This window comes from Gordonia sp. AC31, from assembly GCF_031844505.1.
GTDB lineage: Bacteria > Actinomycetota > Actinomycetes > Mycobacteriales > Mycobacteriaceae > Gordonia > Gordonia hongkongensis.
On sequence record NZ_JAUZVK010000009.1, the window covers coordinates 100,307 to 119,701 of the forward strand.

The window sequence follows — 19,395 nt, forward strand, 5'->3', positions numbered from 1 at the left end:
ATCACATCCCCATGCCGCCGTCGACCGGGAGGCCCGCGCCGGTGATGAACTTCGCGGCGTCGGAGACGAGGAAGACCACGGCGTCGGCCATGTCGTCGACCTGTCCGAGTCGGCCCAGGGGTGTCAGCTCCGCGACCGCCTGGGCAGCCGCCTCCGGGGATTCGAACAGCCCCAGGGCTGCGGTCTCGACGGCGAGTTTGTTGCCCATCGCGGTCGGGGTGAGGGCGGGATAGATCGAGTTCACGCGCACGCCGTAGCCGAGCTTCCCGGATTCGGCGGCCGCCACCCGGGTGAGGCGGTCGATACCCGACTTCGTCGCGGAGTAGACGCTGATGCCGGGGAAAGCGATTGTCGCAGCGACGGATGCGATGTTCACGACGGCTCCGCCCTTGCCCGCGATGCCGCCGGGACGCATCGCGCGGAACGCGTGCTTGATGCCGAGGGCAGTACCGAGCACGTTGACGTCCAGCATCTTCGACGCCTCCGCGGCGTCGAGATCGACCAGGAGGTTCGTCACCTCGATGCCGGCGTTGTTCACGACGATGTCGAGCCCGCCCAGCGACTCGACGGTCGACGCCGCGGCCGACTCCCAGGCTGCGTCGTCGGTCACGTCGAGCGCGACGAACTCGGCCTTCGCGCCTTGTGCCCGAAGCGTTTCGACCGCCTGCCGACCGCCGTCGGAGTTCACGTCGCCGATCGCGACGGACGCGCCGGCTGCGGCGAGCGCCTCGGCCATCCCGGCACCGAGGCCCTGCGCGCCACCGGTGACCAGTGCCGTCCGCCCGGTCAGGTCATAACTCGTCATCGTTCCACCTCCGTGAGACCGCCTCGGCCGAGGCGGAGAAGCAAGACACAGTCGAGGCGACATGTGCTGCACGCCACACTAAGCCCGAGTCTTGACACTCGTCAAGAAAAACCTTGACGACTGTCACGATCGGGGTGCGATCCGCGAAAGATCCAGGTCAACGGCTCGGTGCCGCTGGACAGTCCTGGTGGGAGATGAAGAGCACCCCCGAGCCGGGCCGCAGGCCCGGGACTCGAGGGTGCTCGGATGAAGCGGTGCGGTCAGACGCCGATCTCGCCCCCGTTGTCCCGCCATACGGCGACGACGGACGGCCGGGGTTGGGACTGTCCGCCGTCGGGCCAGTGCGACGCCGGGTTGTCCGCGGAGTGGTCGTCGAGTTCGCCGGGATGCTGAACCGCGATCAGGACACGATTGGTGTCGATGATCGGGCCGCAGGTCTCGCCACCCTTGGGCACGGTCAGGAACTGCTTGGTCTCCCCGCGTCGATCGCCGTCCAGGGCGACCGCGAACAACCCGTCGTTGCTGTCGAGTGCGTTGCCGTCCGTGGAGATCCACAGATTGCCATGGGGATCGAACGCGACGTTGTCGGGGCAGGAGATCGGACTGACCTTGGTCTTGTCGAACCCGCCGTAGTAGGTGTCGGCAGCAGCCGGGTCGCCGCACACCAGCAGGAGTTCCCAGGTGAACTCGGTGCCGGTGTGGTCGTCGGTCATCTCCAGGACCTGACCGTTCTTGTTCTCGTTGCGCGGGTTCACCGCATCGGCAGGCGCTTCACCATCGGTGCCGCGATCATCGTTGTTCGTCAGCGCGCAGTAGACCTTGCCGAACTTCGGATTCGGTTCGATGTCCTCGGGCCGGTCCATCTTGGTCGCGCCGACGGTGTCGGCGGCCTGCCGGGTGAACACCGCGACCTCGGCGGGGGACATTCCGGGGATGTACGAGCGAGCCGAACCGTCGGCATTGACCGTCAGCAGCGGCTTCCAGGACCCCTTCCCGGCGAATTTCCCTGAGGCGGGCGGGGTTCCGGTGCCGTCCACCGGGTCGGGGGAGTCCCCGGTGAAGGTGGCGACGTAGAGCGTGCCTTCGTCGAGGATGCCCATGTTGTGGTCGCGGGCCGTCTTCGACAGGCCGGACTTCATCTTGCGGCTGGAGACGAACTTGTAGATGTACTCGAACCTCTCGTCGTCACCGCTGTAGGCGACGACGGTGTCCTTGTCCGGCCCGCTCCCGACCACGTAGATGTTCGCCGATTCGTGCTTGAACCGGCCCATCGAACTGTGCTTCACCGGAACGGAATTCGGGTCGTGCGGATCCACCTCGACGATGTAACCGAAGCGATTCCCCTCGTTCGGCTCGACCGCCAGGTCGAAGCGCTTGTCGAACCGTCCCCAGTAGTGCTCGTCGCCGTCGTCCTCGAAGGAGTAGCGCTCGAGCCGCTCCTTGGCCTTGGCATCGGTGACGGTGCTCGGGTTCGCGAAGTAGTTGTTGAAGTTCTCTTCGCCGGAGAGCATCGTGCCCCACGGGGTGAGACCTCCGGAGCAGTTGGCGAAGGTGCCCAGGACAGTGGTGCCCGCCGGGTCCGCGGCCGTCTTGACGAACTCGCTGCCCGCGGCCGGGCCGGTGAGGCGGAAGGGGCTCGACGCAGTCAGACGTCGATTCCGGGGTCCCACAACGGTTTTGAGAGCTCCGCTGTCGGATTGCGCGGTGACCTCGACGACTGCGATGCCGACCGACGCCATGGCGATGCGGGCCTGCTGCTCGGTGGGTTCGCCTTCCTTGTAGCCGGCGAACATGAAGGGCTCGGTCGGATACTCCAGGTTGGCGACCAGGTAGTGGTGATCGGCGACGCCGTCGACCGGGATCAGGCCGGCGAAGTCGTTGTTGAAGCCGAACTGCCCGGCCTGCGCCTCGGGCGTCTGATTGGCGAAGTCGAACTCGGGAGCACCGGGCAGGATCGGGTCGCCCCACCTGATCACCACCTCCTGGCGGTACCCGTCCGGGATCACCACGGCATCCTCGGTGTTCGGCGCGACGGCGGCGAAGTTCATGCCCGGCATCGCATCTCCGGATGCCGCACCGCTGGACGAGGCCGACTCCGACGACCCGGAATCACCGCACGCCGCGAGGAGTGAGGTCGCACCGACGGCCACCGCTGCACCGGCCGAGGTCTTGAGAACGCTTCGACGCGAGACCGCGGTGCGGACGACGTCCCGGAAGTAGTTGTTGTCGCTGGTGTTCCCGGGATCGTGGCGGCACGCGTCGCCGCACTTGTAGCGGCAGGTCACGTAGGCGCGGGACGAACGTCCGGCATCCTCACCGGTGGACATGAACAGCTGCAACGGAATACGCACACGGGCTCCTCTGAAACATGGTCGCGCCACGGGGCCGGCGCACGACGAAGAGCACGTTAGGCGGATGAAACGAACCGGTGGCTACCCGAGCGTTAACGGCAGCCCAACACCCCTGTTGGTTCCACGTGGAACATCACGCGGCCGTGCTGATTCGGCCCGCTCGCTGCGCTTCCGGCGCCGGGGCCTAGAACCGCCCGCCGGTTCCGATCCGGCCCGACGACCCGGAGCCGCCGAAGGAACCGGGGCTGCGTCCGCCGCTCCCGAAGCCGCCCCCACCGAAACCGCCGCCGAAGCCGCCGCCACCGAAGCCGCCCCCGCGTCCCGCGACGGTGCCGCGCAGGAAACTGTCGACGAGGATTCCGCCGAGGACCGCACCGGCGGTGGACGAGCCGCCCGGATGTCGCTGTTGCGACTGCCAGTCGACGACGTCGGTCTGAGCGGCCATGAGCGCCTGGTCGGCCAGGGAACCGGCGCGACGTGCGGTCGCGGTCGCCACCGGTGCATCGGTGGCAGCGGCGTCCGTCGCGGACTGCAGAAGCCGCTGCGCTTCCGCCAGTCGGGTCCGTGCCGTGGACTGCACGGCCCCCCGCCGGGTGCCGATGAAGTCGGCGGCCGCTGTCACCTTGGCCTCCGCCGATTCGAGTGCCGCGGTGAGGACCTGTGCTCGACGGATGCGCTCGGCAGCGGCGTCCCGCGCCGCGGCGAGTGCGTCGTCGAGATCGGCATCGGCGTCGACGAGCGCCGTGAAGGTACCCAGCGGATCGGCGTCGAAGTTGCTGCGGGCATTCGCGACCGCGGCGCTCGCGACCTCGATCGCGGTCACCAGCGAGGTCCCGCCGGTCTGTGCCAGGGCGTTGGCCTCGGCCAGTTCGTCGTCCACCTCGGCGATGAGCGCCGGCATCCGCGAGCGGGCGATGGCGATGTTCGCGTCTGCATGATCGATGGCGTCGAGCAGCGTGGTCGCCTGCTCGATCGATCCCTCGGCCGAGCGGAGCGCAGCGACGGCCGGTCCCTGCTGACCCACCGGTGCGGCGATGGCGGCGCGCCCCTGATCCGCGGTCGCCTCGGCGAAGTCGATCTGGGCTCGGGCGAGATCGACGTTGTCGAGGATGGAGGTCAACGTGGCCTCGCCGTGCTTGCCGATGAGCTCGGTCAGCTGCTGCGACGCCGTCTCCAGACGGGCGCGAAGGCCGATGAGTTGCTGGGTGATGGCGTCGAATCGCGAGTCCGCATTGATGAGGAGGTTGCGCATCGCGTCGAAGTTCTCGACGTGGTCGTCCAGTGTGCTGTCGATCTCGGTGCAGGTGGTGATGATCTGGACGAGCATCGAGCGTCGTTCGTCGTCGGTCTCGGGAACGTTGTCATCGAGACGCTGGCGCAGCGCGAACGCCCGTCCGAGCGCCTGCTCGGCCGCTCGCACGGTGTCGGTGAACGGGGCTGTTTCGACCTCACCGAACTCACCGACCGCCAACTGCAGCTCTTCCTTGCTGGTACGGATGGCGTTGTCGAGGTCCGTGAGCACCTCACGCGACCACGGGTCGAGCACCTCGACGGGTTGCGCGGCCAACTGGTCGACCGTCAGTTCCTGCTCGCGCAGGGTCTCGACGCTGTCGTCGATACGACGCTGCCTGCGGCGTCGGGAGTAGAGGTACGCGCCGCCGCCGCCGAGGACGGCCACGCCGCCGACGACGCCGGCTGCGATCAGGCCGGTGTGGTTCGGATCGAGTGCGCCGGACAGCCCGTTGACCGCCGCCAGGCCCGCACCTGCCCAGTTCGCCTCACGCAATTGCGGGACGACGTCGTCGTTGGCCACCTCTTCGAGAGTCGATTGATCGAGACCGCCCACGCTGTCCGGTGCGAAGAGTCGATACCCCCGGTCCTCGGTGGCGACGGCGAGCAGGGCGTCATGGTCACCCAGCTCGCTGGCGGCAGCAGTCCGATTCGCCCATTCCTCGCTGGTCAGGCCGTCGAAATCGCGGACGTACACGATCCACATCTGGACCGCGTGGGCGTTGTAGAGCGAGTCGATCGCGGCCTCTAGCTCGGTGCGTTGCGCCGGGGAGATCGCGTCGGCGGAGTCGACGACGTAGTTCGGCAGCCGGGTGGGCGGCTCCGCCGACGCCGCGCCGGGGGATGCCAGGGCCATGAGGACGCCCAGCAGTCCCGTCAGCGCGACCGCCGAAGCCGCGCGTGTCAGCAGTTCCCGAAGTGCCGGCACTCGATGCATGATCACAAACCTAGCCGTGCGGGCGTGCGGTGTCGTCGACGCCTTCGGGGGAGTGTCGGCACCCGGGCGCGGGTGCGCCCGGGTGCTACGCGGTCAGTTCCGCGAGTCGCGCCACCGGCACAGCGCCTCGAGTGCGGTGAGGTCGTAGTCGGGGCCGGTGACGCCGACGGTCAGCAGTGTGACGCCCTCGTCGGCGAGTGCATCGGCATCGCGCAGCAGCGCGTCGGTGTCCCCGTCGAACTGCACGCCCGACGACCGCTCGATGGTCTCGGGGTCTCGACCCACGGCGGCGCAGTGCTCGGCCAGCACCTTGGACTTGTGCCGGTACTGCTCGACGTCGTTGAAGCCGTGCCAGACGTCGCCGTGCTCGGCGATGTAGCGCAGCGTCTTCTTCTCGCCGCTGCCGCCGATGAGGATCGGGATGTCGCGGGTGGGAGCCGGATTGAGCTTCGCCAGCCGCGACTTGATCCGCGGGAGGGCGGCACCGAAATCGTTCAACCGGGAACCGACGGTGCCGAAGTCGTAGCCGTACTCGTCGTAGTCCTTCTGGAACCAGCCGGCTCCGACGCCCAGGATCAGACGGCCGTTGCTGATGTGGTCGACGGTGCGGGCCATGTCGGCGAGCAACTCCGGATTCCGGTACGAGTTGCAGGTCACGAGCGCGCCGATCTCCACCCGAGAGGTCTGCTCGGCCCAGGCGCCGAGCATCGTCCAGCACTCGAAGTGCTCGCCCTCGGGAGCGCCGTAGAGCGGATAGAAGTGATCCCAGTTGAACGCGATGTCGACGCCCGTGTCCTCGGCGCGGCGGACCGCGTCACGGATCAGCGAGTACTCGGGTGCGTGCTGGGGCTGGATCTGGACACCGATGCGAATGGGGAAGGCCATGCCGACCAGTCTGCCCGCTGACGGCGGAATCGTCGACGGACGTGGTGGCCGCGCACTGGTGGTGCCGCGTCGACATCGGCGGTACGAAGTAGCGGTGAGCATCAGACCGGTCGCGCCGCCGCTCGACGAACTACGCCGTCGTACGAGCGCGAAGTGGAGCACGCACCCCGACGACGTACTACCGCTGTTCATCGCGGAGATGGACTATCCGCTCGCACCGGTGGTCGCCGACGCCATCATCGACCGGGTACGTGCGTCCGACATCGGTTACGCGGCGACCTCGGGTTCGGCAGGGGAGGCCTTCGCCGGGTTCGCCGACCGTCGGTGGGGTTGGCGGGTGGATCCGGCTGACGTCAGCTCGACGACCGACGTGAGCGTCGTCATCGTCGAGAGTCTGCGCGTCGCGATCAGTCCCGGCGACGGTGTCGTGCTGATGCCCCCGGTCTATCCGCCGTTCTTCGAACTCATCCCGGAGGCCGGTGGTCGCGTCGTCGAGGTGCCCCTCCTCGAGGAACGCGGGTCGTCGTCGACGGCCTGGCGGATGGATCTGGCGGGCATTGAACGCGCCCTCGCCGCCGGCGCCCGGGCGGTTTTACTGTGTCACCCGCACAATCCGCTCGGCCTCGTCCACGACGCCACCGACCTCGAGCGACTGGCCGACTTGGCCGCGGCACATGGCGCGACTGTCGTCAGTGACGAGATCCATGCGCCGCTGGTCCACCCCGGCGTGGAGTTCGTCCCGTTCCTCGCGGTGGGCGACACGGCGCGTGAGGTCGGCGTGGCCGCACATTCGGCGAGCAAGGCCTTCAATCTCGCCGGTGCCAAGTGCGCGCTCACGGTTGTCGCGTCGGATCGGGGCCGGGCTCTGATCGCGCGGCAACCCGACGAGGTGCGCTATCGCACGAGCATTCTGGGCCGCGCTGCGACCGAAGCGGCATTGGCGCACGGTGATGAGTGGCTCGACGCCATCCTCGAGGTCATCGGGGAGAGCTTCGATCTCCTCGAACTGCTTCTCGCGCAGTATCTTCCGTCGGTTCGGTACACGCGGCCGGAGGCGTCGTATCTCGCGTGGCTCGACTTCCGCGACACCGGGCTGGGCGACGACCCCGGGCTCGTCATTCTCGACAAAGCCCGCGTCGCCCTGCATTACGGACACGCCTTCGGGAATCCGGGTGCCGGTTTCGTTCGACTCAACATCGCTTGCTCCGCCGACGTGCTCACCGAGGCCATCCGGCGGATCGCGGGCGTGGTGCACTGACCCGGGGTCTCCCTCCACCATCACTTCTTGCCGGATCGGCAACCGTCCTTGCCGCTCACGACGGTGCGTGCCACAGTCGGAGGCATGACCACCGAGAACAGCCATCGCCCCGAGGCCGCGACCGAGTCCCGGGGGAGCAACGATCCGGGAACCGCCGAAGGGTGGGACGAGCGGTACCGCAGCGCGGACCGTCTGTGGACCTCCGACGTCAACCCCGCGCTCGTCGCCGAGGTGTCGGACATCGAACCGGGCACCGCGCTCGACGTCGGGTCGGGTGAGGGTGCCGACGCCCGATGGCTCGCCGATCGCGGATGGCAGGTCACGGCCCTCGACATCTCGCAGGTCGCGGTGGATCGGGCCCGTGAGATCGACCCGCGGCCGTCGATCACGTGGTTGCGTGCAGACGTGATCGCCGATGACGTCCCGGCGGCCGGCGTCGACCTCGTGACGCTGCACTACTTTCCGATCCCGAAGGAGGGTTTGGACGCCGCGCGGCGGCTGGTCGAAGCCGTCGGCCCCGGCGGGTCCCTGCTCGTCGTGGCACACGCCCCCGAGGGTGTGCGTGCACATGGCTTCGACCCTGATGCCTACGTCCAACCCGCTGATTTCGCGGGACTGCTCGGCGACGGTTGGGAAATCGTCACCGACGAGACGCGGGAGCGTGGACGGGCCGCGGGCGGCGGGCACCACACCCACGACGTGGTGTTCCGGGCGCGGAGACAGGCTGCCTGATATCCCGTTGCGTTTTGTCCCGGTAGCCGGGACCAAACGCAACAGGATCTGACGGGCGGCGGTCGCGACTTCCGCTCCGCCCACATTGAGTGCACATCTGTACACTCGGGGCATGACCGCCACGACCACGCGTGAGTCCGAGCTGCGGGCCCTCACCGATCTCGGGCTGTACGAGGCCGGCGCTGCGACGCGCGGCGTCGGAGCGATGCACCGCGTCATCGCCGGGGGCGTCTTCCGGATGCTCCGGCCTGTCCTGGGGAGTTCCGTCGACACCGCGCGGATGGTGCATGACGCCGTCAGCGAGGGGACGTACAACTCGATCACCGCTGCCCTCGACGCCGGCCGGTCGGCTGCGGACCATGTGCCCTGGTCGGAGGGCCGCGCGCCCTCGCACACCCCTCGAGGCGCGGTGCTCCTCGGCATCCTCAACGGTCTCATCGGCGATGAACTGGACACCGCGGACTCGCCCCTCACGGCCGACATGTCGATCCGCGTCGACGGCTGGCCGGTCTCCCTCGACGCCGAGTCGCTCCGCGATGGCTTCCCCGACGCGGGTGGACACGTCGTCGTGTTCCTGCACGGCCTGATGGAGTCGGAGTTCGCGTGGTCTCTAGGTGAGCAACCCACATACGGCGAGCGGCTGACCGACGACATCGGCGCCACCGAGGTCCAGGTCCGCTACAACACCGGTCGCCACATCAGCGAGAACGGCCGCGCCCTCGCCGACCTTCTCGACGCACTCGTCCTGCTCTGGCCGACGCCGGTGACACGACTGACCCTCATCGGCCATTCGATGGGTGGGCTGGTCGTCCGAAGTGCTTGCCACGCAGCCGATCAGCGCGGCGACTACTGGACGGGCCTGGTGTCGGAGACAGTGTGCCTCGGCACGCCGCACCTCGGGGCTCCACTCGCCCGCGGTGTCCACCTGGCCACGAATGCGCTGAACCGGACGCCGGTCACCCGCCCGATCGGCTCATTGTTGCGTCGTCGGAGTGCCGGGGTGCGGGACCTGTTCCACGGCAGCCTGACCGACGACGACTGGATAGGTCACGACCCGGACGCGTGGTCGCAGCCGCCCGGCGCCGACGTGCCGCTGCTGGCGGGCGCTCGCCATCTCTTCGTCACCGCGACGATCACCCGCGACCCCGACCACCCGGTCGGGCGTCTGCTGGGTGACGGCCTGGTGCTCGCGCCGAGTGGGCGCGGGCAGCACACGCGGCAGCGTCGCGGGCTGAAGTTCCAGGAGGGGTTCCACATCGGCAACGCACACCATTTCACCCTGCTGAACGACGACGCGATCTACGAGTGGCTGCTCGGCCACCTCATCCCGCGAAAGGAGCTGCCGCCCGGGCGATCGTCGTGAGACCGCGCGGGTTTCGCCGACGAAGCGGCGTCGAACTCAGTGCGGACGGCGCTGCCGGTAACGTCCGCGCGCGGCGAGTACGCCGACGACCCATCCGACGAGAAAGACCACGGCCAGGATGAACCACAGCGGGGACTCGACACTCACCCAGAACAGGTCGATGCGCACCGTGGTCCGGTTCTGCACGATGAAGACCACCGCGAGAACGGTCAGTCCAAGCGCAATCCATTGCGGCAGAGACACCTTCGACAGCGCGGACGATTTCCCAGTGGTGGGTTTCGGGGTGCCACGGTCTTTGGCCATGCCAGAGACTGTAGGCGCATTCGACGGCGGTCACCGGAGATCCGGTTGCGATTTGTCCCGCAATCCGGGACAAACCGCAACCTGACGCCGGCACCGGGGTTCAAGGGGTCCAGCGGGACCGGTACCGCGCTCAGCGGCAGACCGCCCCTTGCGACGCCGAGGTGACGAGCTTGGAGTACTTCGCCAGCACGCCGCGCGTGTACCGCGGGGGCAGGGGAGTGAACTCCTGTGCGCGCGAAGCGAGTTCGTCGTCGTCGACGAGGAGGTCGAGGAGACCGCGGCCGACGTCGAGCCGAATCCGGTCGCCGTCGCGGACCAGAGCGATCGGTCCGCCGTCGACGGCCTCCGGCGCGATGTGACCCACGCACAGACCGGTGGTGCCGCCGGAGAACCGGCCGTCGGTCATCAGGAGCACGTCCTTGCCGAGACCCGCGCCCTTGATGGCGCCGGTGATCGCGAGCATCTCCCGCATGCCCGGTCCGCCCTTCGGGCCTTCGTACCGGATGACGACGACGTCCCCGGCGGTGATCGTGCCGTCCTCGAGCGCGTCCATCGCGGCGCGTTCGCGGTCGAAAACCCGTGCCGTGCCCTCGAACACATCGGAGTCGAAGCCTGCGGACTTCACCACCGCGCCCTCCGGGGCCAGCGATCCCTTGAGGATGGTGATGCCGCCGGTGGGATGGATGGGCGACTTCGTGGCCCGCAGGACCTGGCCGTCCGGGTCCGGCGGCGCGATGTGCGCCAGGTTCTCGGCGACCGTCGATCCGGTCACCGTCAGGCAGTCGCCGTGCAGGAGGCCCGCGTCGAGGAGTGCCTTCATCACCACCGGCACACCGCCGATGCGATCGACGTCGGTCATCACGTGCCGGCCGAACGGCTTGACGTCGGCCAGGTGCGGAACCCGGCTGCCGACGCTGATGAAGTCGTCGAGCGACAGTTCGACCTCGGCCTCGTTGGCGATGGCGAGGAGGTGGAGCACCGCATTGGTCGAGCCGCCGAACGCCATCACCACGGCGATCGCGTTCTCGAAGGCCTCGCGGGTCATGATGTCGCGCGCGGTGATCCCGCGGCGCAGCATCTCGACGACGGCGACCCCGCTCTGGCGGGCGAACTGGTCGCGACGCTTGTCCGGGGCCGGGGGTGCGGCACTGCCCGGGATGGACATCCCCAGTGCCTCGGCCGCGCTGGCCATCGTGTTGGCGGTGTACATGCCGCCGCACGCACCCTCACCCGGGCAGATCGCGCGCTCGATGGTGTCGACGTCCTCCCGGCTCATAAGTCCGCGCGAGCACGCCCCGACCGCCTCGAAGGCGTCGATGATGGTCACCTGACGCTCTTTGCCGTCCGACAGCGTCGCGTATCCGGGCAGTGTCGACCCGGCGTAGAGGAACACCGACGCGAGGTCGAGTCGGGCCGCGGCCATCAGCATGCCGGGCAGGGACTTGTCGCAACCGGCCAGCAGGACCGAACCGTCCAGGCGCTCGGCGCTCATGACGGTTTCGACGCTGTCGGCGATCACCTCGCGGGACACCAGCGAGAAGTGCATGCCCTCGTGACCCATCGAGATGCCGTCGGAGACCGAGATGGTGCCGAACTCGAGCGGGTACCCGCCGCCCTCGTGCACGCCTTCTTTGACCGCCTTGGCCAGCCGGTCGAGCGACAGGTTGCAGGGCGTGATCTCGTTCCACGACGACCCGACGCCGATCTGCGGTTTCACCCAGTCGTCGTCGCCCATGCCCACCGCGCGGAGCATGCCGCGGGCCGCGGTCTTCTCCAAGCCGTCCGTGACGTCGCGACTACGCGGTTTGATGTCGATCTCGGCGTCCGGTTCGGTTCGCTTGGTCATGAGGGCAAGAGTAGTGGTCATCGCCGGCGAGTGGTCGGAACACCCGATGCACCACGGGCGAGTTCGTCCAGGGGCTGCTGAACCCGATCACCTATCCCGGTAGCCGGCTCCTTCCGCCGGCCCTGCAGCTGACGGTGGTCGAGAACGACCCGACCGGCGTGGCCGGACGCAACGTCGACGGTTACATCGCGCGCCCGTACTTCCGGGAGATCTTCGCGCAGGACGTGTCGCCCGCGGTCGCCGCCGACATGTTCGCCCACCAGAAATCCGCCGCGCTCCGCGCCAACCTGGAACCGTCCGGACCGCCGTCGTGGGCACGGGTGCCCAGCTGGTACCTCGTCTCGCAGCAGGATCGGGTGATCCCACGGCGCTGCAGCGCTTCCTGGCCGGACGAGCCGTACCCGGGCGCACCGCCGAGGTCAACGCCTCGCACGCGTCGTTGGTGTCGCGCCCCGACGCGGTCTCGCGGACGGTGCTGCGAGCGGCCGACGCGACGCAACCGCGCTGACCCGGGGGGGCCGACACCGCATTGTGAGCGCGGTGATTCTAATCGGACCGAGGCGCACGAGGGTGGCGCAATGACCTGCGGCCGAGCACGGGCCGCAGGTCACGGCGTACCGCCGGTGGCGCATTCACCCCGGGCCGCGACCAGCGCCGCGCACAGGCGTTCCGGGGCCGGCGCGATCGCGTTATCGTGCCATTCATGCAGCTCAGGACCACAGCAGCCGGACGGCTCCGGGCGGACAACGCCCGTATGGTCGCCGACGTGCTCCGGCGACAGATCCACGACGGCGACCTCGCCGATTCGCTCGATGAACGCACCCTCATCGCCGACTTCAATGTCTCCCGCAACACCATCCGCGATGCACTCGCGATCCTCACCGAGGAACGACTGATCGAGCGAGCGCCACGGGTCGGCACCCATGTGGTGGCTCGCAAACTCGATCATGGGCTCGATGCCCTGCAGGGACTGAAAGAGACATTCCGCATGCACGGCGAGGTGCGCAACACGGTCAAGATCGCCACCCTCGTCGATGCCCCCCGCGCAGTCGCGAGGCGGCTGCAACTCGCCGACGCGCAGGCCGTCTACATCGAACGGCTGCGCTACCTCGACGACGAGCCGATCAGCCTGGACATCACGTATCTCGTGCCGGACCTCGGCATCCCGCTGCTCGAGCACGACCTCGAGAACAACGACGTGTTCACGCTTCTCGAGCAGATCGCCGGCGGACCCCTCGGACACGCGACGATGACGGTGGAGGCCGTCGACGCCGACCCGCATTCGGCGGCGCATCTCGAGACCGGTTCGGGTACCTCGCTGCTGCTGCTCGAACGACTGACCCATCTCGCGCACGAGAGCCGCCCCGTCGACCTCGAGTACATCCGGATGCGCAGTGACCGAGTCTGTCTGCGGAGCACCGCCCGACGCGAGGCGGCCGGCTCATGAGTCAGGTCAACAACCGCGTCGACGTGCCGGTCACAATCGACGAATCGCTGTGCATCGAGGGCTGCACCCTCTGCGTCGAGGTCTGTCCTCTCGACTCGTTGGCGATCAACCCGGAATCGGGCAAGGCCTTCATGCACGTCGACGAGTGTTGGTACTGCGGGCCGTGCGCGGTCCGATGCCCGACGGGTGCGGTCACCGTCAACATGCCCTATCTGCTCCGCTGAAATCTTCTGTCCCACAACGCCGGTACTGCAACGCAACCGGCGGCGATCACCCATGCCCATGGTCCCAGCCCAAAGGACGTCCGATGAGAACACGTCTCCGATCCCGACAACTGGCGGCGATCACCGTCACGCTCGCCGTCGCCCTCGGCAGTGCCGCTTGCTCGCTCGAGGACACCGGTGATACCGACGCCATCCGGGTCGTCGTCGGTTATCAGTCGAAGACGATCAACACGGTGACCGCCGGGACCCTGCTCCGCGTGGAAGGTCAGTTCGAGAAGCGGCTCGCCGAGGTCACCGAGCGGACCGGCCAGGAGTACACGGTCGAGTGGCAGGACTTCGACACCGGCGCGCCGATCACGACCGGGATGATCGCGGGCAAGATCGACATCGGGTCGATGGGTGACTATCCGTTGCTGATCAACGGATCCCGTGCCGGTGCCGAGGAGAAGACCCGCACCGAGATGCTGTCGGTCACGGGATCCAGCCCGCGGGGTTCGCTGAACATGGTTGTGGTCCCGCAGAATTCACCGGCCACGACGATCGCCGATCTACGCGGGAAGTCGATCTCGGCCAGCGTCGGATCGGCCGGTCACGGGACGCTCGTGCAGGCCCTCGACCGCGCCGGGATCGACCCCACCACCGGGGTGCAGGTGCAGAACCAACAGCCGCAGGTGGGCGCGTCGGCGCTGGAGTCGGGCAAGGTGGATGCCCTGGCCCAGTTCGTGGCCTGGCCCGGACTCCTGGTCTTCCAGGACAAGGCGCGGTTGCTCTATGACGGAGCCCAGCTCGGGGTTCCGACCCTGCACGGCGTCGTCGCGAGATCTGCCTATGCGCACGAGAACCCGGACGTGGTCCAGGCCTTCCTGCGCGCTCAGCTCGATGCGACCGAGTCCCTGACCCGCGACCCGCTCGCCGCCGCCGAACTCGTCGCGGAGAACAGCGGTCTCCCGGCCGAGGTCGTCTACCTCTACAACGGCCCGGGCGGAACGGACTTCAATCCGGCCATCAAGTCGGACCTCGTCGGGGCGCTGCGCAACGACGTCCCCTACCTGAAGTCCATCGGCAGCTTCCCCCACGAGATCGACCTGGACACCTTCGTCGATCCGGGGCCGCTGCAGGACACCTTCGCCGCGGCCGGCATCAACTACTCGGAAGCCCTGAGCCGCACCGGCAATGCCTCCGTCACCCGTGGCGACGATCCGATCTGCGGGGTCGAGGTCGACCCGGCGACCGCCGGTGAGCTCTGGTTGCGCGGACAGGAACGGACCCAACCCGCCGCGGATCCGACCTGCTTGCTGCGCGCGGTCGCACAGGCTCGACGACAGGGCCAGGAAGTCCGGGCCGCCTACATCTCGGACCCGCAGCTCGGGACCCGCTGGTTCGCCGACAAGGCGGTGTGGCTGCGGGAGGGCGACCGGTACGTCGCGTTCACCACGACCGACAGCGCGCGACAGTACCGCGCGACGCATCCCGGTGCCGTCGACGTGACGTACGAGCAGGCACTCGCCGGAGTCGTGTCATGACCACCGCGACGATCGGATCGGTCGCCGTCGACGACACGGCCACCGATTCGGTGCCGGTCCGGACCCCGGACGGGTCGAACCGGTACTGGCACTGGGGAGTCCGGATACTGGTCCTGGTGGTGGCCGGTGTCGTCTGGCAGCTGCTGACCACGCACGATGTGGTTCTGTGGGCCAGGTTCGACACCATTCCCTCGCTCACCGACGTCGGCCAGGCGTTCTGGGCAGCTCTCGGCTCCGAGCAGTATTACCTGGATCTCGGCCAGTCGCTGATCCGGATCGGTACGGGATTCGCGCTGGCGGTCTGCGTCGGCATCCCGGTGGGAATCGCCCTCGGCCGCTCCGGGACAGCGCGACTCACGGTCGGCACCCTCACCGAGGTGCTCCGTCCGATCCCGGCGATCGCACTGGTACCGGTCGCGATCCTGGTGTTGCCGACCGACGAGGCCGGCATGGTCTTCATCACCTTCGCGGCGGCGTTCTTCCCCATCCTCGTCGCGACCCGCCATGCCGTCCGGGCGCTGCCCACGATCTGGGAGGACTCGGTGCGGACGATGGGCGGCACCCGTCGAGACGTCGTCCTCCGGGTGATCCTGCCCGGTATCGCGCCGGGTGTGTTCAGCGGACTGTCGGTCGGGGTCGGCGTCGCCTGGATCTGCCTCATCTCCGCCGAGATGATCTCCGGCCGGCACGGGGTCGGATACCGCACGTGGCAGGCGTACACGGTGGTCGACTACCCGCAGGTGTTCGTAGGAATGCTGACCATCGGCGTCCTCGGCGCACTGACGTCGGGGCTGATCGAGGTGATCGGACGGCGGGTCACCCGCTGGCTGCCGCGAGGGCAGGAGCAACGATGACCCCGACGACGGCAGGAGCGACGATGGCCCCCGCGACGGCAGGAGCAACGATGGCATCCGCGACAACGGCACGGCCGGTGGACCCGGTCACCGGGATGCGGCTCGATCTCGAGGACATCCGGATCGGCTACGGGGACTCGACGGTGATCGACGGATTCGACCTCGTTGTCGGCGCCGGCGAGATCGTCGTCCTGACGGGACCGTCCGGGTGCGGGAAGTCCACGATCCTCCGCGCCGTCGCGGGTCTCCTCCCGGTCCGCGGCGGACGAATCCTCGCAGACGGCGACCCGGTTGTCACCACGTCCCGGGATCGGGCCATGGTGTTCCAGGACGATGCGCTGCACCCGTGGCGGACGGTACGCGGGAACATCCTGCTGGCGTTGACATTGCGCGGCGTCCCGCGGCGACACCGCCGGGATCAGGCCGAGCAGTGGATCACCGAGATCGGTCTGGACGGCTTCGCCGACCACCTGCCGAAGTCGTTGTCCGGCGGCATGCGTCAGCGCGTGCAGCTCGCCCGTGGCCTCGCCGGGTCGCCGAGAGCGGTTCTGATGGACGAACCCTTCGGGGCGCTCGACGCGCAGACACGGACCGCCATGCAGCGGTTGCTGCTGCAGACCCTGTCGGCGCACCCGTCGACCGTGGTCTTCGTGACCCACGACGTCGACGAGGCGCTGCTGTTGGGCGACCGGGTCGTCGTACTGGGCCGTGCGGGCGAGACCGTCCGCGCCACCGTCGACGTCCCGCACCCTCGCGACCCGGAACGCCGCGGGGACGACGCCACCCGGCGGCTTCGCCGCACCATCCTCGATGCATTGGAGAAGTGAACCGGCAGTGGATATCCCAGACATCGCCGACCGGAGTCGGCTCGACTGTGACGTGCTGGTCATCGGCGGCGGGACAGCCGGGACGATGGCCGCTCTCACCGCCGCCGAGAACGGCGCGTCGGTCTTGCTGCTCGACAAGGCGCATGTCCGCCACTCCGGGGCCCTCGCCATGGGGATGGACGGGGTGAACAACGCGGTCATCCCCGGCAAGGCCACCCCCGAGAGTTACGTCGCCGAGATCACTCGAGCCAATGACGGCATCGTGAACCAGAAGACGGTGTATCAGACAGCGACTCGCGGCTTTGCAATGATCGGTCGTCTGGAACGCTACGGCGTGAAGTTCGAGAAGGACGAGTACGGCGAGTACGCGGTCCGCCGGGTGCACCGGTCGGGGTCGTACGTCCTGCCGATGCCCGAGGGCAAAGACGTGAAGAAGGCGCTGTACCGCGTCCTGCGCAAGCGGGACATGCGCGAGAAGATCACGATCGAGAACCGGCTGATGCCCGTCCGGGTCCTGACCGCGGGCGGGCGCGCGGTGGGTGCGGCCGCGTTGCACACGCGCACCGGCGAGTTCGTCGAGATCGGAGCCAAGACGGTCATTCTCGCCACCGGCCCGTGCGGTCGCCTGGGCCTGCCCGCCTCCGGATACCTCTACGGCACCTACGAGAACCCGACGAACGCCGGCGACGGTTACTCGATGGCCTACCACGCGGGCGCGGAGCTCAGCGGCATCGAGTGCTTCCAGATCAACCCGCTGATCAAGGACTACAACGGCCCCGCGTGTGCGTATGTGGCGAACCCGTTCGGCGGGTATCAGGTGAACGCCGACGGAGAGCGATTCGTCGATTCCGACTACTGGTCCGGAGACATGATGGCGGAGGTGAAGTCGGAGATCGAGTCGGCTCGCGGCCCGATCTATCTCAAGGTCAGTCATCTTCCCGACGAGACGCTGGAATCGCTCGAGTCGATCCTGCACACCACCGAACGACCCACGCGGGGTACGTTCCACAGCAACCGCGGACACGACTATCGCACCCACGACATCGAGATGCACATCTCCGAGATCGGTTTGTGCAGCGGACATTCCGCGTCCGGAGTCTGGGTCGACGAGCATGGCCGCACCACCGTCGACGGCCTGTATGCCGCCGGCGACCTCGCCTGCGTGCCGCACAATTACATGATCGGCGCGTTCGTCTACGGGGAACTCACCGGTCAGCACGCCAGCGACACCGCCCGCGACCTGGCTGCGCCCACCGAATTGCCGATGGACCAGCTGCGCGCCGCCCACGAGCTGATCTACCGACCGCTGACCCACCCGGACGGTCCACCCCAGCCACAGGTGGAATACAAGCTGCGCCGATTCGTCAACGACTATGTGGCGCCGCCGAAGACGTCGAACAAGCTCGCCATCGCCATCGAGACCTTCGAACGCATGCGCTCGGAGATCGAGCAGATGGGCGGGCGGACCCCGCACGAACTGATGCGGTGTGCGGAGGTGTCGTTCATCCGCGACTGCGCCGAACTGGCGGCCCGTAGTTCGTTGACACGCACCGAGAGTCGGTGGGGTCTCTATCACGAGCGTGCCGATCTCCCCGAGCGCCGGGACGACGAGTGGGGCTACCACCTGAACGTCCGCAAGGCCGCCGACGGCACGATGGAGTTCCTCGGTCGGCCGGTCGAACCCTTCCTGGTCGATGTCGAGGGGCTGGACCACATCCCGCCGGCCGACCGCACGGTGATCGCGATCGAACAACCGGTCGTGTCGACGGGCCCGGGATACCGCGGTGTCGAGAGCCCGGTGCGTGAGACCACGAGGAAGGACGAGTCCACGGCAACGGCGTCACCGAGGATCGTCGAACTGCTCGGAACCTCGGTGACCCACGCCGCCGATCTCGCCGATTATCTGGCAGACCCGGATCCGACGGTCCGCCGAACCTCGATCGCGGTGCTGACCGAGAACGCCCCGGACGGGTTCGAGATGGCCGTGGTCGGAGCGCTGGCCGACGCTGTGGCACCGGTCCGCGGAGCGGCGACGCAGGGGCTGCGGGAACTCGTCGAGATCATCGACCCGACCGCGGAGTTCGTGTCGGCGCTCGCCAATCACGCCGAGTCCCCGGACCCGGTCGTGCGTGCGACCGTCGTCGACCTGTTGCGCGCCGTGCGCGCTGATCGGGTGGACCTGTTCGCTTCCGCCACACAGGATTCCGACCACCGCGTCCGGATCGAGGCCATCCGCGCGCTGGTGTCACGGGACGAGTCCGAGCTGATCGCCGGCCTGGCAACGGATCCCGACCGTGAGGTCCGGATCGCGGTGGCCGACGGGCTGTCGACGGTCGGGGGCGGTGGTGTGGAGGCCGTCCGGACACTCGGAGCCGACCGCGATCCCCTCGTCCGGGCCGCGGCGTTCTCCGCGATGGCGGTCGTGGGTGACGGCGCTGTCGACGGCCCGGTCCTCGTCCGCGCGTTACGTGAGACCGCATGGCAGGTGCGCGTCGGTGCGGCGCGGGGGCTCGCGGTCGCACGTGATGAGGCGACGGTCTCGGCGCTGGAGAAGGCGATCGCAGATGTCCACAACGACGTCCGGCGGGCTGCCGCCCTCACCCTCGCGGAGTGGAGCGACGATCCGGTGGTCCGGCGGATCCTCGAGGGCGCCGCCGACGACCCGGACGCCGACGTCCGGGCCGCGGTCCGGCGGAGTCTGCGGGGCTCGCTCGCCCCACACTGAGAGACGTTGCGCGGGCACACGGCGC

The 19,395-nt window shown here is 68.5% G+C and carries 15 protein-coding genes and 1 pseudogene; 10 read left to right on the forward strand and 6 right to left on the reverse strand.

Annotation, left to right across the window (positions count from 1 at the left end; translation table 11 throughout):
• Position 1: 1 nt before the first annotated feature.
• From Q9R39_RS12935 to Q9R39_RS12950, 4 genes are all read right to left on the reverse strand, one after another.
• Entirely contained in the window at positions 2–805 is an 804-nt protein-coding gene (locus Q9R39_RS12935) for an SDR family NAD(P)-dependent oxidoreductase (RefSeq protein WP_137810937.1), read from the reverse strand.
• Between the two features lie 260 nt (positions 806–1,065).
• Positions 1,066–3,156 carry a PhoX family phosphatase gene (locus Q9R39_RS12940; RefSeq protein WP_311277595.1) on the reverse strand — a complete coding sequence of 697 codons (2,091 nt, stop codon included), beginning with the start codon at positions 3,154–3,156 and terminating at the stop codon, positions 1,066–1,068.
• A 184-nt stretch (positions 3,157–3,340) separates the two neighbouring features.
• Positions 3,341–5,383, reverse strand: coding sequence for a TPM domain-containing protein (locus tag Q9R39_RS12945; RefSeq protein ID WP_311277596.1), 2,043 nt, complete (start codon positions 5,381–5,383; stop codon positions 3,341–3,343).
• A gap of 93 nt (positions 5,384–5,476) precedes the next feature.
• Positions 5,477–6,268 carry an LLM class F420-dependent oxidoreductase gene (locus Q9R39_RS12950; RefSeq protein WP_068972109.1) on the reverse strand — a complete coding sequence of 264 codons (792 nt, stop codon included), beginning with the start codon at positions 6,266–6,268 and terminating at the stop codon, positions 5,477–5,479.
• 94 nt (positions 6,269–6,362) lie between these two features.
• Between Q9R39_RS12950 and Q9R39_RS12955 the strand changes: the two genes are divergently transcribed.
• The 3 genes from Q9R39_RS12955 to Q9R39_RS12965 all read left to right on the forward strand — a co-directional run bounded on the left by Q9R39_RS12955 (position 6,363) and on the right by Q9R39_RS12965 (position 9,621).
• Positions 6,363–7,526 carry an aminotransferase class I/II-fold pyridoxal phosphate-dependent enzyme gene (locus Q9R39_RS12955; RefSeq protein WP_311277597.1) on the forward strand — a complete coding sequence of 388 codons (1,164 nt, stop codon included), beginning with the start codon at positions 6,363–6,365 and terminating at the stop codon, positions 7,524–7,526.
• Positions 7,527–7,610: 84 nt separating this feature from the next.
• Positions 7,611–8,258: a class I SAM-dependent methyltransferase gene (locus tag Q9R39_RS12960; protein ID WP_311277598.1), complete on the forward strand. Its 648-nt coding sequence runs from the start codon at positions 7,611–7,613 to the stop codon at positions 8,256–8,258.
• 112 nt (positions 8,259–8,370) lie between these two features.
• A complete protein-coding gene (locus Q9R39_RS12965) occupies positions 8,371–9,621 on the forward strand; it encodes an alpha/beta hydrolase (RefSeq protein ID WP_311277599.1) in 1,251 nt (416 codons plus the stop codon).
• A gap of 36 nt (positions 9,622–9,657) precedes the next feature.
• Here Q9R39_RS12965 and Q9R39_RS12970 read toward each other — a convergent pair whose 3' ends face one another.
• Together Q9R39_RS12970 and ilvD are read right to left on the reverse strand one after the other, a co-directional pair.
• Entirely contained in the window at positions 9,658–9,924 is a 267-nt protein-coding gene (locus Q9R39_RS12970) for a lipopolysaccharide assembly protein LapA domain-containing protein (RefSeq protein WP_065631106.1), read from the reverse strand.
• Between the two features lie 130 nt (positions 9,925–10,054).
• Positions 10,055–11,770, reverse strand: a complete 1,716-nt coding sequence (gene ilvD / locus Q9R39_RS12975) for a dihydroxy-acid dehydratase (RefSeq protein WP_065631105.1) — start codon at positions 11,768–11,770, stop codon at positions 10,055–10,057.
• Positions 11,771–11,826: 56 nt separating this feature from the next.
• Between ilvD and Q9R39_RS12980 the strand changes: the two are divergent.
• The 7 genes and pseudogenes from Q9R39_RS12980 to Q9R39_RS13010 form a co-directional block, all read left to right on the forward strand.
• Positions 11,827–12,278: pseudogene (locus Q9R39_RS12980) on the forward strand (alpha/beta fold hydrolase); the annotation flags it as partial.
• 246 nt (positions 12,279–12,524) lie between these two features.
• Complete coding sequence (locus tag Q9R39_RS12985; protein WP_159372000.1) at positions 12,525–13,217, forward strand: GntR family transcriptional regulator; 693 nt, start codon at positions 12,525–12,527, stop codon at positions 13,215–13,217.
• The gene (locus tag Q9R39_RS12990; RefSeq protein WP_010843879.1) at positions 13,214–13,441 is read left to right on the forward strand and encodes a ferredoxin family protein; all 228 of its coding nucleotides are present in this window, start codon (positions 13,214–13,216) and stop codon (positions 13,439–13,441) included. The genes Q9R39_RS12985 and Q9R39_RS12990 overlap by 4 nt, the downstream gene beginning before the upstream one ends.
• Before the next feature lie 83 nt (positions 13,442–13,524).
• A complete protein-coding gene (locus tag Q9R39_RS12995) occupies positions 13,525–14,964 on the forward strand; it encodes an ABC transporter substrate-binding protein (RefSeq protein WP_311277600.1) in 1,440 nt (479 codons plus the stop codon).
• Positions 14,961–15,818 (forward strand): ABC transporter permease, encoded by an 858-nt coding sequence (locus Q9R39_RS13000; protein WP_311277601.1) that lies wholly within the window; start codon positions 14,961–14,963, stop codon positions 15,816–15,818. Before Q9R39_RS12995 ends, Q9R39_RS13000 begins: the two co-directional genes overlap by 4 nt.
• A gap of 50 nt (positions 15,819–15,868) precedes the next feature.
• The gene (locus Q9R39_RS13005) at positions 15,869–16,645 is read left to right on the forward strand and encodes an ABC transporter ATP-binding protein (protein WP_311277602.1); all 777 of its coding nucleotides are present in this window, start codon (positions 15,869–15,871) and stop codon (positions 16,643–16,645) included.
• Positions 16,646–16,652: 7 nt separating this feature from the next.
• Positions 16,653–19,370 carry a fumarate reductase/succinate dehydrogenase flavoprotein subunit gene (locus tag Q9R39_RS13010; RefSeq protein WP_311277603.1) on the forward strand — a complete coding sequence of 906 codons (2,718 nt, stop codon included), beginning with the start codon at positions 16,653–16,655 and terminating at the stop codon, positions 19,368–19,370.
• Positions 19,371–19,395: the final 25 nt, after the last annotated feature.

Bases quoted from the DNA above. Each gene is read 5' to 3' on its own strand.
- Q9R39_RS12935 (WP_137810937.1), bottom strand. From the start codon at position 805: ATGACGAGTTATGACCTGACCGGGCGGACGGCACTGGTCACCGGTGGC.
- Q9R39_RS12945 (WP_311277596.1), bottom strand. From the start codon at position 5,383: ATGCATCGAGTGCCGGCACTTCGGGAACTGCTGACACGCGCGGCTTCG.
- Q9R39_RS12950 (WP_068972109.1), bottom strand. From the start codon at position 6,268: ATGGCCTTCCCCATTCGCATCGGTGTCCAGATCCAGCCCCAGCACGCA.
- Q9R39_RS12960 (WP_311277598.1), top strand. From the start codon at position 7,611: ATGACCACCGAGAACAGCCATCGCCCCGAGGCCGCGACCGAGTCCCGG.
- Q9R39_RS12965 (WP_311277599.1), top strand. From the start codon at position 8,371: ATGACCGCCACGACCACGCGTGAGTCCGAGCTGCGGGCCCTCACCGAT.
- Q9R39_RS12970 (WP_065631106.1), bottom strand. From the start codon at position 9,924: ATGGCCAAAGACCGTGGCACCCCGAAACCCACCACTGGGAAATCGTCC.
- ilvD (WP_065631105.1), bottom strand. From the start codon at position 11,770: ATGACCAAGCGAACCGAACCGGACGCCGAGATCGACATCAAACCGCGT.
- Q9R39_RS12985 (WP_159372000.1), top strand. From the start codon at position 12,525: ATGGTCGCCGACGTGCTCCGGCGACAGATCCACGACGGCGACCTCGCC.
- Q9R39_RS12990 (WP_010843879.1), top strand. From the start codon at position 13,214: ATGAGTCAGGTCAACAACCGCGTCGACGTGCCGGTCACAATCGACGAA.
- Q9R39_RS12995 (WP_311277600.1), top strand. From the start codon at position 13,525: ATGAGAACACGTCTCCGATCCCGACAACTGGCGGCGATCACCGTCACG.
- Q9R39_RS13000 (WP_311277601.1), top strand. From the start codon at position 14,961: ATGACCACCGCGACGATCGGATCGGTCGCCGTCGACGACACGGCCACC.
- Q9R39_RS13005 (WP_311277602.1), top strand. From the start codon at position 15,869: ATGGCATCCGCGACAACGGCACGGCCGGTGGACCCGGTCACCGGGATG.